Annotated in this window: 18 protein-coding genes; 13 read left to right on the forward strand and 5 right to left on the reverse strand. The window is 38.3% G+C overall.

Features of this window, described 5'->3' with window-relative positions; translation table 11 throughout:
• Positions 1-260: 260 nt before the first annotated feature.
• Positions 261-1,616, forward strand: a complete 1,356-nt coding sequence (locus IBX42_RS00120) for an SLC13 family permease (RefSeq protein WP_294926933.1) — start codon at positions 261-263, stop codon at positions 1,614-1,616.
• On the opposite strand, the gene IBX42_RS00125 is transcribed toward IBX42_RS00120, so the two are convergent.
• Positions 1,613-1,810, reverse strand: a complete 198-nt coding sequence (locus IBX42_RS00125; RefSeq protein WP_294926936.1) for a hypothetical protein — start codon at positions 1,808-1,810, stop codon at positions 1,613-1,615. The two genes, IBX42_RS00120 and IBX42_RS00125, sit on opposite strands and share 4 nt — an antisense overlap.
• 211 nt (positions 1,811-2,021) lie before the next feature.
• On the opposite strand from IBX42_RS00125, the gene IBX42_RS00130 reads away from it, so the two are divergent.
• Positions 2,022-2,312 carry a Dabb family protein gene (locus IBX42_RS00130; protein WP_294926939.1) on the forward strand — a complete coding sequence of 97 codons (291 nt, stop codon included), beginning with the start codon at positions 2,022-2,024 and terminating at the stop codon, positions 2,310-2,312.
• 46 nt (positions 2,313-2,358) lie between these two features.
• Here the strand turns inward: IBX42_RS00130 and IBX42_RS00135 are convergent, their stop codons facing one another.
• From IBX42_RS00135 to IBX42_RS00150, 4 genes are read right to left on the reverse strand one after another with little or no spacing between them, the layout of a single operon-like run.
• Positions 2,359-2,676, reverse strand: a complete 318-nt coding sequence (locus IBX42_RS00135) for a hypothetical protein (RefSeq protein ID WP_294926942.1) — start codon at positions 2,674-2,676, stop codon at positions 2,359-2,361.
• A 41-nt stretch (positions 2,677-2,717) separates the two neighbouring features.
• Positions 2,718-2,891 carry a hypothetical protein gene (locus IBX42_RS00140; protein WP_294926945.1) on the reverse strand — a complete coding sequence of 58 codons (174 nt, stop codon included), beginning with the start codon at positions 2,889-2,891 and terminating at the stop codon, positions 2,718-2,720.
• Positions 2,892-2,921: 30 nt separating this feature from the next.
• Positions 2,922-3,683 carry a patatin-like phospholipase family protein gene (locus IBX42_RS00145; RefSeq protein WP_294926948.1) on the reverse strand — a complete coding sequence of 254 codons (762 nt, stop codon included), beginning with the start codon at positions 3,681-3,683 and terminating at the stop codon, positions 2,922-2,924.
• Positions 3,680-4,267: a DUF502 domain-containing protein gene (locus tag IBX42_RS00150; protein WP_294926950.1), complete on the reverse strand. Its 588-nt coding sequence runs from the start codon at positions 4,265-4,267 to the stop codon at positions 3,680-3,682. Before IBX42_RS00150 ends, IBX42_RS00145 begins: the two co-directional genes overlap by 4 nt.
• Before the next feature lie 80 nt (positions 4,268-4,347).
• Here IBX42_RS00150 and IBX42_RS00155 point away from each other — a divergent pair, with 80 nt between their 5' ends.
• The 11 genes from IBX42_RS00155 (at position 4,348) to IBX42_RS00205 (ending at position 12,947) form a co-directional block, all read left to right on the forward strand.
• The gene (locus tag IBX42_RS00155; RefSeq protein ID WP_294926953.1) at positions 4,348-5,604 is read left to right on the forward strand and encodes a M48 family metallopeptidase; all 1,257 of its coding nucleotides are present in this window, start codon (positions 4,348-4,350) and stop codon (positions 5,602-5,604) included.
• Positions 5,586-6,416: a peptide chain release factor N(5)-glutamine methyltransferase gene (prmC, locus tag IBX42_RS00160; protein WP_294926956.1), complete on the forward strand. Its 831-nt coding sequence runs from the start codon at positions 5,586-5,588 to the stop codon at positions 6,414-6,416. The genes IBX42_RS00155 and prmC overlap by 19 nt, the downstream gene beginning before the upstream one ends.
• A 3-nt stretch (positions 6,417-6,419) precedes the next feature.
• Positions 6,420-6,899 carry a DUF4149 domain-containing protein gene (locus IBX42_RS00165; RefSeq protein ID WP_294926960.1) on the forward strand — a complete coding sequence of 160 codons (480 nt, stop codon included), beginning with the start codon at positions 6,420-6,422 and terminating at the stop codon, positions 6,897-6,899.
• A 141-nt stretch (positions 6,900-7,040) separates the two neighbouring features.
• Complete coding sequence (locus IBX42_RS00170; protein WP_294926962.1) at positions 7,041-7,598, forward strand: outer membrane beta-barrel protein; 558 nt, start codon at positions 7,041-7,043, stop codon at positions 7,596-7,598.
• Between the two features lie 111 nt (positions 7,599-7,709).
• Positions 7,710-8,801 (forward strand): nitrous oxide reductase accessory protein NosL, encoded by a 1,092-nt coding sequence (locus tag IBX42_RS00175; RefSeq protein WP_294926965.1) that lies wholly within the window; start codon positions 7,710-7,712, stop codon positions 8,799-8,801.
• On the forward strand, positions 8,794-9,093 hold the full coding sequence (locus tag IBX42_RS00180; RefSeq protein ID WP_294926968.1) for a hypothetical protein: 300 nt from the start codon (positions 8,794-8,796) through the stop codon (positions 9,091-9,093). Before IBX42_RS00175 ends, IBX42_RS00180 begins: the two co-directional genes overlap by 8 nt.
• On the forward strand, positions 9,090-10,265 hold the full coding sequence (locus IBX42_RS00185; protein WP_294926970.1) for an FtsX-like permease family protein: 1,176 nt from the start codon (positions 9,090-9,092) through the stop codon (positions 10,263-10,265). The genes IBX42_RS00180 and IBX42_RS00185 overlap by 4 nt, the downstream gene beginning before the upstream one ends.
• Positions 10,265-10,933, forward strand: coding sequence for an ABC transporter ATP-binding protein (locus IBX42_RS00190; protein ID WP_294926973.1), 669 nt, complete (start codon positions 10,265-10,267; stop codon positions 10,931-10,933). Before IBX42_RS00185 ends, IBX42_RS00190 begins: the two co-directional genes overlap by 1 nt.
• Positions 10,934-11,881: a hypothetical protein gene (locus tag IBX42_RS00195; RefSeq protein WP_294926977.1), complete on the forward strand. Its 948-nt coding sequence runs from the start codon at positions 10,934-10,936 to the stop codon at positions 11,879-11,881. It begins immediately after the preceding gene.
• An 8-nt stretch (positions 11,882-11,889) separates the two neighbouring features.
• Positions 11,890-12,321 carry a hypothetical protein gene (locus tag IBX42_RS00200; RefSeq protein ID WP_294926980.1) on the forward strand — a complete coding sequence of 144 codons (432 nt, stop codon included), beginning with the start codon at positions 11,890-11,892 and terminating at the stop codon, positions 12,319-12,321.
• On the forward strand, positions 12,318-12,947 hold the full coding sequence (locus IBX42_RS00205; protein WP_294926983.1) for a Crp/Fnr family transcriptional regulator: 630 nt from the start codon (positions 12,318-12,320) through the stop codon (positions 12,945-12,947). The genes IBX42_RS00200 and IBX42_RS00205 overlap by 4 nt, the downstream gene beginning before the upstream one ends.
• The last annotated feature ends 46 nt before the right edge of the window (positions 12,948-12,993 follow it).

Here is a 12,993-nt window from a genome sequence, read left to right on the forward strand (position 1 = left end):
AAAACACCTTGTAATTCTCGAAAAAGATACTTTTTCTAAAGAAACATTTTCACTTCGTGAAAACCGCATTAGCTTGTTTTCGTAGCTTTTAGGTATGCTAACCAATGGCATACTCCATGACAATGGGGTTGTAGGGACGTCTGTCCCTGCCACTAGAACGGACGAGTTCGTTTTAGTGCGTAACATCAGAAGATAAGTGTATTTTGCATTGTGAGAAAAATGATTGGTATACAGTTAGACAAAACACAAGGAGAAAGTAAGTGAGCAGAGATAAAGAACAGTTTAAAAAAATAACGGTAGCTATTGTCATCGGTCTATTTTTCTTCGCACTCTCATTTACTGTTTTTAATGCTACACAGGCTTCACTTCTTGGGCTTATAGCATTTCTTGTAACTCTTTGGACAAATGAGGGCTTACCTCTTGGAGTCGTCTCTCTGCTGCCGATCGTTCTTTTCCCGTCCTTCTCAATTCTCTCGACGACTCAGACGACTGCAAACTATGCAAACCCAATCATATTTCTCTTTTTCGGCGGCTTTTTGCTAGCTATAGCAGTTGAGAAAACAGAGCTTCATAGATGGGTCACAGATAAGATGTTTGCCATCTTTCCATCAACTCCAAAAGGCATAATCTTTTCGCTCACAATAGCGTCTGGACTGCTTAGCTCGCTTCTCTCAAACACCACAACGACACTGCTTTTAATCTCAATCGCTCTTTTTATAACCGAAGATGTCAGGCTTAAGATGAGATTTGCCCTTGCAATAGCTTACGGTGCTAGCGTAGGAGGGATTTTAACTCCAATAGGGACGCCGCCAAACCTTATTTTGCTCGGTTTTATGCAGAAGAGCGACATGGAGGTTATCTCCTTTTTGCAGTGGATGGTAATGGTCGCTCCGCTTGTTTTTGTGATGTTTTTTGTGGTTGCATCTCTGCTTAGCATTGGCGTAAAAGATATAGAGATATCCATAAAGAGTGAAAAAAAAGCCCTTGATGCCCAGCAAAAAAAAGTTCTTTTTTTAATCGGTGGAGTTATTTTGCTCCTTCTGCTAAATGCTCCTCTTAAGCCATACTGGAGCGGGTTAGGGCTCAATGAAAACGGCATTTTGTTAGGTGCGGGACTTCTGCTTTTTGCTCCGCCATTTAGTACTCTTGAGTGGACAGAGGACAAAGCAAAGATCCCGCTTAGGATTATGTTTTTATTTGGCGCAGGTTTTTCGATTGCAGCCGCCTTTAGCGCAACGGGTCTTGCCGATGAGGTCGCCTCTTACCTAATTGTCATAACGCAGCTTCACCCTATTTTAATCATTCTAAGCGTGGCTATGCTTATAACATTTACAACGGAGATAACCTCAAATACGGCGCTTATATCGGTCATGCTTCCCGTTATATATGCAGTCTCGCAGCAGAGCGGGCTTGATGCGACTCTCTTTATGATGGTAGCCACGGTGTGCGCAAGCTACGCCTTTATGCTCCCAATTGCTACGCCTCCAAATGCCGTAGCCATGAGCAGCGGAGCCGTGAGTGTGAAAGATATGGCAAGATATGGGGTTGTTTTTAACTTTATAGGGATCTTTTTAATAGCGATGATCGCGGAGTTTTTCTGGAAGGGATTTCTTTAGGAATCCCTGTTTTTGTACATCGTATAAAAATCTTTTAAAATAAGCCCCGCCGTAAAAAACCATAAAATATTTAAAATGTAGTTGCCATCAAGTCCGTTATCGTAAAGATATGGAAAAAAGAGGAAGTAGGGCCACTTAAAGAAGTAGAAAAACAGTATTGCCGACCCGTAGAGCTCTCTTAAAATTCTTTTCATAAGGCTATTTTACCCTTTTTTACTGATGTTACACAACAAAGCGAACACGTCCGTTTTATTGGCAGGGACTAAAGTCCCTACAACCCCCTTACCATGGAGTATGCCATTGGTTAGCATACCTAGAAGCTACAAAAAACAAAGTTTTTTGAGAATTATAAAGTTGTTTGTGCACTTTTTTGTTAGAATTTCACAAAAAAAGCAGGGGTTTCGTATGATAGTTCATATAGTGATGTTTAAATTCAAAGAAGAAAACAAAGAGTCAAATATTAAAGAGGTAGTGAGCAGGCTTAATGCCCTAGTCGGGCTGATTCCTGAGCTAAACTCAATGGAGGTAGGCGTGAACTTTACCGACTCCGAGCGGGCGTTTGACCTTTCTTTATACTCTACGTTTGAAACAAAAGAGGATTTGGCTTCTTACGCAATCCATCCAGAGCATTTAAAAGCAGTCGAACTTATAAAGTCCGTGACGTCGGAGTCAAAAGTAGTTGATTATATTTTATAGTAGAGGATTCTCGGCATGTTAAAGAAATAACACGCCGAATCTATATCTATCTTCTTCTTCTGGTTTGATGATCTTCAAACTCTTTTTTGTTTACAAGACCATCTTCGTTAGCATCCATTCTTGAGAACTCGTAATGCTCTTTGACATTTCTTAGCATTCTGCCGTCATCTCTTCTCTCTTGGACTCTTTTCTCTCTAGCCTCATGAAGCTCACTCTCGGTAAGAGTTCCATCACTGTTTAAATCAAAACTTTCAAAAGTAGGCATATCGCGCCCACCGTTTTGTGCCAGAACTCCAATCGGTGCGACCAACAACAGGCTTAATGCAACAAGAGACAATCTTACATGTTTAGAAAACATTTTCATAACAGACTCCTTAAGTTTGGTATTGCAAATATTGTAGCACATTAATAGTTAAGCGTAAATCTCAGCCAGATAAAATCCTCTACATGCTTTTTTCCAAACTCGCTTAAAGTCCCTCCGCTGTTGATGTTATAGGAGATATCGACCTCGGTGTTATTTTTAAAAGCGTAGAGAGCACCGACTCTGTTCTGTTGTGAGTAGTCTTGAAGATTTGTCATATTTTTATAGTAAATCGAGAAGACTCCTTTTTAAAGCTCTTTTAGTATTCTCTTTGTCTCTTTATACCCAAGATTAATCAGCTCTTTCATTTGAGACATATCGACTGCATTATACTCCGAGAGGTCCGGTTTTATGGTTAGGTCCGCCTCTTTTGTTTGAGCTTTTTTATTTAATTTGACCAAAAAGTTAAAACTGTTATATAGAACTTCAATAACATTCTCAGGCTTTTTGTAAGAGCGCTCAGGAACAAGGTCTACTCCTATTAAAAAATCAACATCCTTATCTTTTAGACAGCTAAGAGGAACATTTTCAACAATCCCGCCATCAACCAAAAGTCTCTCTTCAATCTCAACTGGAATAAAAATTCCAGGGATACATGTGCTTGCAACAACTGCGTCCGCAACGCTTCCTTTGTTCAAGATGACCTTTTCTCCGGTTGTAATATCAGTAGCTATCATGCCAAGCGGGATGTTTGCATCTTCAAAATTTTTATTACCTATGTTGTGTTTAATAATCTCGCCTATTTTTTCATTTGAGAGTAGTCCATATTTTGAAAGAGTAAGCGAAGAGATCTTTTTCCACTCAAACTCAACGACTATCTTCTCTATCTCTTGGGGAGTTTTTCCAAAAGCATAGAGTGCTGCTACAATTGCGCCCGCACTTGTTCCGCAAATGGCACTTATTTCGATCTTTTTCTCTTCAAGCGCTTTTAAAACACCCACATGAGCAGCGCCTAAAACCGCCCCTCCGCCTAGAGCTAGCCCGACTTTTTTATCTTTGAGGCTGCTCATTTGCCCTCACCTTTTTTACTGCTTGAAATTCCGGCAGTCATAATAAATCCTAGAGCCTCTTCAGTTTTCATATTGATTGGAGTTATATTTTTTTTAGGGATAAAAAGGGAGTAACCGCCTATTTGATAACTAAGTTGAAAATAGACCATAACTGGTTCTTCCATATCCAAGAAATCAAACCTTTGTAAATCCTCAGAAGTTATAAAACCCATTATCTTAGAATCCATCCAGTGCGTATCTACAAGAACAACAATGTCGTTCTCTTTATTTTTTAGGTTTGAGAAGAAGTTGAAAAAATCTTTTACGGCGCTGTAGAGAGTGTTTACGAGAGGCATTTTATCGACAAGTGACTCAAAAAAATCTCTTAATTTTTGAACAATCCAAAGTTTTAGAAGCAGTCCCACAAAAAAGACGATGGCAATTCCGGCAATAAGGCCCAAACCGGTGAAATAGTACTCTTTTGGCAGCACATATAAAATAAGATTGCCAAAGAAGTTCTCCGTCATTTTTAAAACCCATACGAGAATATATAAAACCAGAGCAGTAGGGAGAATAAGGCTAAGACCGTTTATAAAAGTTTTCACAGATGTTCCTTGAGTGTTTTAAGATTTAAAAGATTGTATCGAAAATAATGTTAGAATTTCGAAAAATTTAAGGTAGAGAGATGTTAATGACAATAGTAGGAATCTATACTCTTTTTGTGCTTGTCTCCATATATACAAGCGTTATGCAGATAGGTTATGTAAATAAGGCGAAAAAAGGCAAAGCAGTTCTTCTCTTGGACAATGATTTTATAAAAGCGGGAAATTACAGCGTTGCAAAAGAGAGGATGAGTATCGCAAGTATCTTTATAGAGTATATTGTCTTTATTTTGTGGATAGATTTTGGAATCAAGTTTTTAGAACAAAATATATCTTATGAGAATGAAGCTCTTTTGAATATTGCCATCGTCATGAGCTTTTTGGTTATAAACTCGCTTATCTCTCTGCCGTTTTCATACTACGAAAAATTTGTTCTGGATCAGAAGTTTGGTTTTAACAAATCAACTCTTGGGCAGTGGATAAAAGATATCTTTATCTCCTTTGTTATGACGCTTCTCTTTGGCTCTTTAGTAGTTTGGGGAGTTTATGAGATAATTTCAAGTTTTGAACTTTGGTGGATGTGGAGTTTTGTATTTATCTTTGCGGTCGTTATTCTTATCAATATGTTGTACCCGACTTTTAGGGCGCTCTTCTTTGACAAACTTACTCCGCTTCAAAATGAAGAACTAGATGTTCAGATAAAAGATTTGATGGATAGAACCGGCTTTGTAAGTTCGGGTGTTTTCATAAGTGACGCCAGTAAGAGAGATGCAAGATTAAACGCATACTTCGGAGGAATCGGTAAATCCAAAAGAGTCGTTCTTTTTGACACGCTTATAGAGAAGCTCACGACCAGAGAGCTTTTGGCGGTTTTAGGTCATGAACTTGGGCACTTTGCACATGGAGACATATATAAAAATATCGCTCTTATGGGCGCAATTTTGCTTGGTATGTTTGCAATATTCGGTAATCTGCCGCTCTCTTTTTATACAGAGCTTGAAATATCGCAAGCGCCTTATGCAGTTATGATCTTGCTGATGCTTTTTATGCCTGTTTTGGGCTTTTTTATGATGCCGATAATGGGAATCGTAAGCAGACACAACGAGTATGAGGCAGACAAAACAGCAAGTGAGCTTAGCGGTCCAGGCGGTTCAATAGAGCTTGCTAACGCCTTGAAAAAACTGGTAAATGAGAACAAAAGTTTTCCGCTCTCGCATCCGCTCTATATCTTCTTTCACTATACGCACCCGCCTGTTTTAGAGAGACTAAAAGAGCTTGGCGTTGATGTAGGGGAGATTGATAAAAAGGCTTTGGGAGAAGCATGTCAAGCGGAAATCTAGTAAAAGATATTTTAAAAGAGATAACTTCAAAGCTTGCTCCTCATGTAGAGAGGGCCTCAAGAGAGGCGCAACTTCTTTTAATGTACCATCTTGAGGTGGATGAGCTTTGGCTTATAACAAACCAAGAGGCAGATGTAAAAGAGAGTGATAAACTTTTAAAACTGGCAGAGCGAAGAGCCAAGAGTGAGCCTCTTGAGTATATAACCGGAAGGGTCAGTTTTTACAGCGAGGAGTTTTTTATAGCAGAGGGAGCGCTTATTCCGCGTCCTGAAACTGAACTTCTTATTGATGAGGTGCTCAAAAACATAGCCGATAAAAATGCAAATATTACCATTGCAGAGGTGGGTGTGGGAAGCGGAATCATATCGATTATGCTTGCAAAATTTCTTCCAAATGCAAATATTATAGCGGTAGATATTTCAGAGGTGGCGCTGGGTATTGCAAAGAAAAATATAGAGCTGTTTGGAGTAGAAAATAGAGTTGCGCTAAGACTCGGCTCACTTCTAGAACCCGTAGATGAGCAGATTGATTATTTGGTCTCAAACCCTCCCTATATTGCGCAGAGTGCAGAGCTTGAGCCAAACCTCTCTTATGAGCCACAGAATGCTCTTTTTGGCGGAGAGATAGGCGATGAGATAATTAAAAAACTTCTTGATGAAGTCTTAAGCAGAAAGATTAACTTTTTTACATGTGAGATGGGTTATGACCAAAAAGATAAAATATCGGCATATTTAAAAGACAAAAGCTTTGCAAAATTAGAGTTTTATAAAGACTATAGCGGTTTTGACAGAGGTTTTACGCTGAGGTTATAGTATTTGAAAAGAAATATTTTTATAGATTTTGCATATTTTACTCTTTTGTGCGCTACATTTGGAGCTGTTTTAGTTTTGGGTGCTGTCGTCGCCCCTATAGTTTTTCATACAGATAAGATTTTATATTCAGTTTTGCTTGACAACTACAACGCAGGAATTATTATGGGTGAAGTTTTTCGCCGTTTTAGCTACTGGATATACTTTTTAGCTTTTTTTGTCACTGTATACGAACTTGCGATGTATAAAAGAGGGCAGAGAGATGTGATAATATTCACAAGTGCAGTTACCGTTGTCTTCTCTGCACTTATGTTTAGTGCGGTCTACTCTCCAAAGATACTCTCTATGCAGGTTCTTGGAGTAGAAGCTACACAAAGTGACACTTTTAGAAACATCCATATGGCAAGTGAATTGGATTTTAAAATCTTAGCTGCGGCTCTGCTTGTACTTTTTATCAGAAGGCTGATGCTTCTTAGGCTCCAATAAGGGCGCTTTTTAAAAAGCTACGCCCAATTTTTATTCTCCTTCATAGTATAACTTTTTCTTTTAATCATTGATTTCAATCAAGATGATTGAGCGACAAATTTAATATCATTTTAGCTAATACTACTTTTTGGGGAGGCTATTGTGAAAGGTATATTAAGTAAATTTATAGTTAGCGGGTTGACATTATTAGCAGTTTCTCAGACTGCTTCTGCAAGTTCTTCTTCGGGAGATGGCAGCGGATTTTATATTGTTCCAAAAGTGGTAGTTGTATTGGGAGATACAATTATGCATCATGGACATAAACTTAACGGAGAGACCGGAGTCGGCGCAGGTATAGATCTGGGTTACTCTTTTACTCCAAACTATGCGCTGGAGTTGTCTGCTACACATGCGGAAGCTGATGTTGTAGAAGATGACCATGTTAAAGATACTGCAGAGTATACGACATATGGTTTTAACTTTGCATATACAAGAATTCTTGTAGGTCATTTTGCAATACTCGCAAAACTAGGCTATGCATGGGAGTATGAGAAGATGGACAAACTTCATATAAAAGAGACTCTTGACGGCGTTACTTATGCGTTGGGATTTGAGTATGGAGTGGCAGAGAATATGGAACTTGTGTTTGAAGTAGAGGGTGCAAATGTTACAAGTTCTAGAGGCGAGAGTCTTCTTTTTGGTCTAAAATACAAATTTTAAATATTTTTACCTAAGTTTTTAACTTAGGTAATCTCTTCATATAAAGAATCATCTAAACTACTTTTTATTACTTTAGGATAGAATAATACAATTATTATTTAAGGAAATTCTATGTTTATAAAAGTACTCCTCTTTTTTAGTTTCATTTTATCAGCAGCAGCTTTAGATGCGAACGGTTTTACAAAAGCAGCAACAACAAAACCTCAGTTAGTCCAAACAGGTTCTCAAAAAGAGTGGTGTCCGGTATGCGGCATGAGCATAGAGGCTTACTATAAAACTTCACACTCTTCAATAATCAACAATCATAAAAACAGACAATACTGCTCCATGAGATGTCTTGCGATAGATATGCAGGAGTATGAGATAGACCTTGATAATATTAAGGTCGTTGATGTTTCAACCGAAAAGCTAATAGGTGCCAAAAATGCCTACTATGTCGTCGGTTCCGATATCAGAGGCACTATGGCAAAGGTGAGTAAGCTTGCTTTTGAAGATAAAGAGGCTGCGGAAGATTTCAGTATTGAAAAGGGCGGGGAGATAGTTGATTTTAAAACAGCGCTCAAGATAGCACAGGATTCACTGAAGTCAGATATTGCAATGGTTGAGAATAAAAAAGAGAAGCAGGTCTACTCTATTGGCAAAAAAATATTTGAGAAGAGATGCGAAAAGGAGATAGACTTGAAGAGCTATCTTGAGATCAATGAACTCAAAGCACACATAAAAGATGAAAATGTTTGCGGCGAACTAAAAGAGAGTGAGATACAGCCGCTCTCTCTCTACCTTTGGGAAGTAAAAAGGTTTGGCGACCTTGAAAATATTGGCGAGACAATAAGTGTTGATAAAAATGAAAAGTGCCCGATTTGCGGTATGTTTGTCTACAAATATCCAAAATGGGCGGCGCAGATATTTTACGGAGACAGACACTTCTCATTTGATGGCGTAAAAGATATGATGAAGTATTTTTTTATGCACAAAGAGGAGGTCTCAAAAATAGTTGTGAGCGATTACTACTCCCAAAAAGCGCTCAATGCCAAAGAGGCTTACTATGTAGTAGGAAGTGATGTTTATGGTCCGATGGGAGAGGAGCTTATACCTTTTGCAAAAGAGAGTGAGGCAAAAACTTTCTACATGGACCACAAAGGCTCTAAGATACTAAGGTTTGATGAGATAACAGAGATGGAGATTAAGAAGCTAGATGAATAGAAAAAGCACTATTCTTATCTACTCTTTTTTTGCTCTAAGTGCTCTTTTGTTTGCAGAGATTGGCTATCTTTCTCTAGCAAAAGGCATAGATGAAGCAGCACTGAAAAACAAAAGAGAGTTTGTAGAAACCGTGCAGCTTCCAGACCTTTGTATCGCAACAGAGGCTTCATATATCAGACATAGAAGCTTAAGCGATTTTTTCTCAATCTATAGAGATGACGGTACCTTAAGAGAGTACTTTGCATCTACCTATGTTTATAGCAGTTTCGATATTTTAAAAGAGGAAAAATGAGAAGCAAGTTTAACCTCTACATAACCGAGTATGCCATAAACTCCCTGCTTCGCCAGAAATATAAAACATTTTTTATCTTCTTGGTTTTGAGCGCTCTTATATTTTTGCTAAGCTCGCTCTTTTTTATAACAAACTCTATAAAGCATGAGCTCTACTCCACCCTCGACTCACTTCCCGAGATAACTATTCAAAAGATTAAAGCTGGACGTCAAGATGAGATAGATATAGCGGTTGTAGATGATATTTTGCAGATGAGCGGTGTGCAGAGCGCAGTTGCAAGAGTGTGGGGCTACTACTACTTTGAAAATGCAGGGGTAAACTTCACTCTCGTTGGAATTGAGGAGTATGAAGAGCAGCATAAAGAGTCGCTTAAGGGTGTTGCAGAATTGCTTGATTTTGATGGCTCTTCCATGATGGTAGGCGAGGGCGTTAAGAGAGTTATGGATGAGAGCTACTACAAAGAGTACTTCAACTTTATAAAGCCTGAGGGAACTCTAAAAAGAGTTCATATAGGCGGCACATTTGAGGGCGATACCGAGCTTGAGTCAAACGACGTCATAGTTATGAGCAAAAAAAACATTAGAGAGATTTTTGGGATTGATGAGACAAAAGCGACGGACATAGTGGCAAAAGTCGCAAATCCAAACGAGATAGCGACCATTGCTTCAAAGATAAAGCTTATGTACCCAGATGCAAGAGTGGTTACAAAAGATGATCTAAAGATAAGTTATCAAAATATTTTTGACTATAAAAGCGGGGTTTTTCTAGCACTCTTTATTGTCTCTCTCTTTACGTTTTTTATAATTATCTACGACAAAGCAAGCGGGCTCAGCAGCGAAGAGAAGAGGGAGATAGGGATACTCAAAGCTCTTGGCTGGAGGGTTGACGATGTTTTAAAGGAGAAATTTTACGAGGGGTTTGTGGTCTCGTTTTTCTCCTACATGACGGGTACCATTTTAGCTCTGTTTTTTGTTTATGTCCTAAGGGCTCCTCTTATGCAAAACATCTTTGTGGGCTATTCGCAGCTAAAGACATCCTTTAATCTCCCTTTTGTTCTTGATGTGCAGACCATGGCGCTCATATTTTTTCTAAGTGTACCAATCTATATAGCGGCTACTATTATCCCTGCATGGAGAAGCGCTACACTCGAAGCTGATGAGGTTATAAGATAGTGATAAAACTAAAAGATGTAGTCAAAGAGTATACGGCGAACAATGCAGATACTGTAACCGCTTTAAAAAAGATAAGTCTAGAGATAAAAGAGGGGGAGTTTGTAGTGCTTAGAGGTGCAAGCGGGAGCGGAAAGAGCACCGTTCTCTCACTTATTGCCGCACTTAGCAAGCCGACAAGCGGAGAGGTGGAGGTTGATGGAGATAAAATCTCCAAGCTTGCGGACAACTTTGCATCCGAGTATAGACGCCATAACATAGGGTTTGTTTTTCAAAAATACAATCTTATTTCTACTCTTAGCGTCAAAGAGAATATTATTTTGCCGCTTGTTCCCATGAATCTTAGCCAAAAAGAGATAGAGGAGAGACTCTTGAGAGTTTTAAAAATGTTTCATATTGAGCATAAAGCCAATCAGCTTGTCAAAAATCTCTCAGGCGGAGAGCAGCAAAGAGTGGCAATTGCCAGAGCAAATATAAACAATCCCAAGATTATTTTAGCGGATGAGCCTACGGCAAATCTGGATGAAAAGTTGTCGCTGCATCTTATAGAGATGTTAAAGGAGTTAAAAGCCGAGGGAAAAACAATCGTAGTCGCAACGCATGACCCTCTCTTTTTCGGGCTCTCTTTTGCAGACAAAGAGATAGAGCTGCATCATGGGAGTATGCTTTAGATGTTTTTAACTCCCGAAGTTCTTGCAATATTTATCTTAAATGCAGTATTTGCGCTCTTCGCCTCCATTGCATTTTTTCTTAGTGTTAGAATCTATCTAAAGTGGAACATGAACTCATCCTCTGCCTCTCAGTATGAGCTTGAGAAGCAGAGTTTTTTGGGCGCTACGATTATAAAGTATATTTTAATAACCAAAACAGCTCTTTTTCTCTTTTTTATATTTACGCTTGATAAGATTTCCAATGTTATAACCGGAGCCATGTGTGCGGCAGGCGTGGTCGATGCGACGCAGACGGGAGCTTCTCTGATTGTTTTAAAAATCCTAAATATCTATCTTTTTGCTCTGTGGCTAAAACTTCATGCACAAGACTTGAGCGATAAGCAGCAGCCCTATACAAGGATGAAATTTGGATTTTTCATACCTCTGTTTTTTCTCTTTGCGGCAGAGGTGATTTTAGAGACAGTTATGTTTAGCTCCATTGAGATTGACAAGATGGTAAGCTGCTGCGGAAGCATATATTCAAGTACTTCTACCTCTGTGATATCTTCGCTTTTTTTACTGGATACCTCTGTTTTGGTTGCTCTGTTTTATGGTAGTTACCTCTTGATTGTTCTATTTTATTTTGTAAAAAACAGATATATTTTCTCATTTTTAAATTTTCTTTTTATACCTATCTCGCTTATTTCTCTGATACTTTTTTTCGGCACATATATCTACGAGCTTCCATCACACCACTGCCCGTTCTGCTTTTTGCAGAGTGACTACTATTATGTGGGGTATCTAGTATATACTCTTCTTTTTTTGGGAACATTTCATGGGATATCTGTTAGTTTTTCAAAAGAGAGGGAGAGAAGCTACAAAGCCTCACTTTTATTTAATTCTCTTTATGTTATATTGTTGTCTATGTATGTAGTTGTATACTACATGAAAAATGGTGTTTTTCTATAGGGATATATATGGTAAAGTTCAAGATTATTCTATTTTCGTTGCTGGTGTTTATGTTTTTAGGTTGTGAGAAAGGAGATAGTAACGGTCCTGCAAAAATAAACTGGGACAGAGATATGTGTGACAGATGTGTTATGGTCATAAGTGACAGAAAGCATGCATTGCAGCTCAAAGACCCAAATACAAGAAGAGTCTATAAGTTTGATGATATAGGCTGTATGGCATTATGGTTTATTGAAGAAAACATTGAGTATAAAGAGAGTGCTGCTATCTGGATTACAGATGCTTACACGGGAGAGTGGATAAATGCAAGAGAGGCGTTTTACACAACTAACAATATAACTCCTATGGCATTTGGATTTAGTGCTTATGAATCAAAAGAGTATATAAAAGCGGGCGAAGAAGTCATCGCCTATGATGAGGTATTAAAAAGAATAAAATGAGAGTACATTTAGAAAATATAGTTCTTTTTAAAAATATTGATGAAGAGACAATTAACAAGATAGAAAATTTTACTACAGAGCACAGAGTTAGCAAAGACAATATTGTATTTTATGAGGGCGATGAGCCTAAATACCTATATCTTTTGGTTAAGGGCGTGATTAAGCTTTATAAAACATCATCAAATCATAAAGAGGTAGTGCTTAAATACTTTCATGACAATGAGCTTATAGGCGAAGTTGCAAATTTTGAAGGTATGCCATACCCTGCGACCGCAAAAGCATACAGCGATGTGGAGTTTTTGAAGATAGATTTTGAGAAGCTAAAAGAGGTCATCTTTTCAAATCCCAATATGGCATTTAATATTCAAACCTCTCTTATAAAAAAGATTAAAAACCTCGAAAATATCATATCTACCAACTTGGTTCTAGACTCAAAAGAGAGAGTCGCTAAATATATCTACAACCATTCGGAAGATTTTTTTGAGACTAAAAACATAGAGATAGCAGAAGTTCTCGGCGTCTCGCCTGAAACACTCTCTAGAATACTTAAGTTTTTCAAAGACAAAGAGATAATCAATGTCAAAACCAAATTTGCAGACAAAGAGGCTCTAAGAGAGTTTTTTTAAAAATAGAGATAGAACTGACCTATATCAACGCCAAGAGCTCTTCGCT

This window comes from Sulfurimonas sp., assembly GCF_014859695.1.
Taxonomy (GTDB): domain Bacteria; phylum Campylobacterota; class Campylobacteria; order Campylobacterales; family Sulfurimonadaceae; genus Sulfurimonas.

What these genes read in the sequence shown, in the direction of transcription:
- IBX42_RS00125 (WP_294926936.1), bottom strand. Translation starts at nt 1,810, where the DNA reads ATGAAAAGAATTTTAAGAGAGCTCTACGGGTCGGCAATACTGTTTTTC.
- IBX42_RS00205 (WP_294926983.1), top strand. Translation starts at nt 12,318, where the DNA reads ATGAGAGTACATTTAGAAAATATAGTTCTTTTTAAAAATATTGATGAA.
- IBX42_RS00195 (WP_294926977.1), top strand. Translation starts at nt 10,934, where the DNA reads ATGTTTTTAACTCCCGAAGTTCTTGCAATATTTATCTTAAATGCAGTA.
- IBX42_RS00185 (WP_294926970.1), top strand. Translation starts at nt 9,090, where the DNA reads ATGAGAAGCAAGTTTAACCTCTACATAACCGAGTATGCCATAAACTCC.
- IBX42_RS00200 (WP_294926980.1), top strand. Translation starts at nt 11,890, where the DNA reads ATGGTAAAGTTCAAGATTATTCTATTTTCGTTGCTGGTGTTTATGTTT.
- prmC (WP_294926956.1), top strand. Translation starts at nt 5,586, where the DNA reads ATGTCAAGCGGAAATCTAGTAAAAGATATTTTAAAAGAGATAACTTCA.
- IBX42_RS00135 (WP_294926942.1), bottom strand. Translation starts at nt 2,676, where the DNA reads ATGAAAATGTTTTCTAAACATGTAAGATTGTCTCTTGTTGCATTAAGC.
- IBX42_RS00145 (WP_294926948.1), bottom strand. Translation starts at nt 3,683, where the DNA reads ATGAGCAGCCTCAAAGATAAAAAAGTCGGGCTAGCTCTAGGCGGAGGG.
- IBX42_RS00140 (WP_294926945.1), bottom strand. Translation starts at nt 2,891, where the DNA reads ATGACAAATCTTCAAGACTACTCACAACAGAACAGAGTCGGTGCTCTC.
- IBX42_RS00130 (WP_294926939.1), top strand. Translation starts at nt 2,022, where the DNA reads ATGATAGTTCATATAGTGATGTTTAAATTCAAAGAAGAAAACAAAGAG.
- IBX42_RS00180 (WP_294926968.1), top strand. Translation starts at nt 8,794, where the DNA reads ATGAATAGAAAAAGCACTATTCTTATCTACTCTTTTTTTGCTCTAAGT.
- IBX42_RS00155 (WP_294926953.1), top strand. Translation starts at nt 4,348, where the DNA reads ATGTTAATGACAATAGTAGGAATCTATACTCTTTTTGTGCTTGTCTCC.
- IBX42_RS00175 (WP_294926965.1), top strand. Translation starts at nt 7,710, where the DNA reads ATGTTTATAAAAGTACTCCTCTTTTTTAGTTTCATTTTATCAGCAGCA.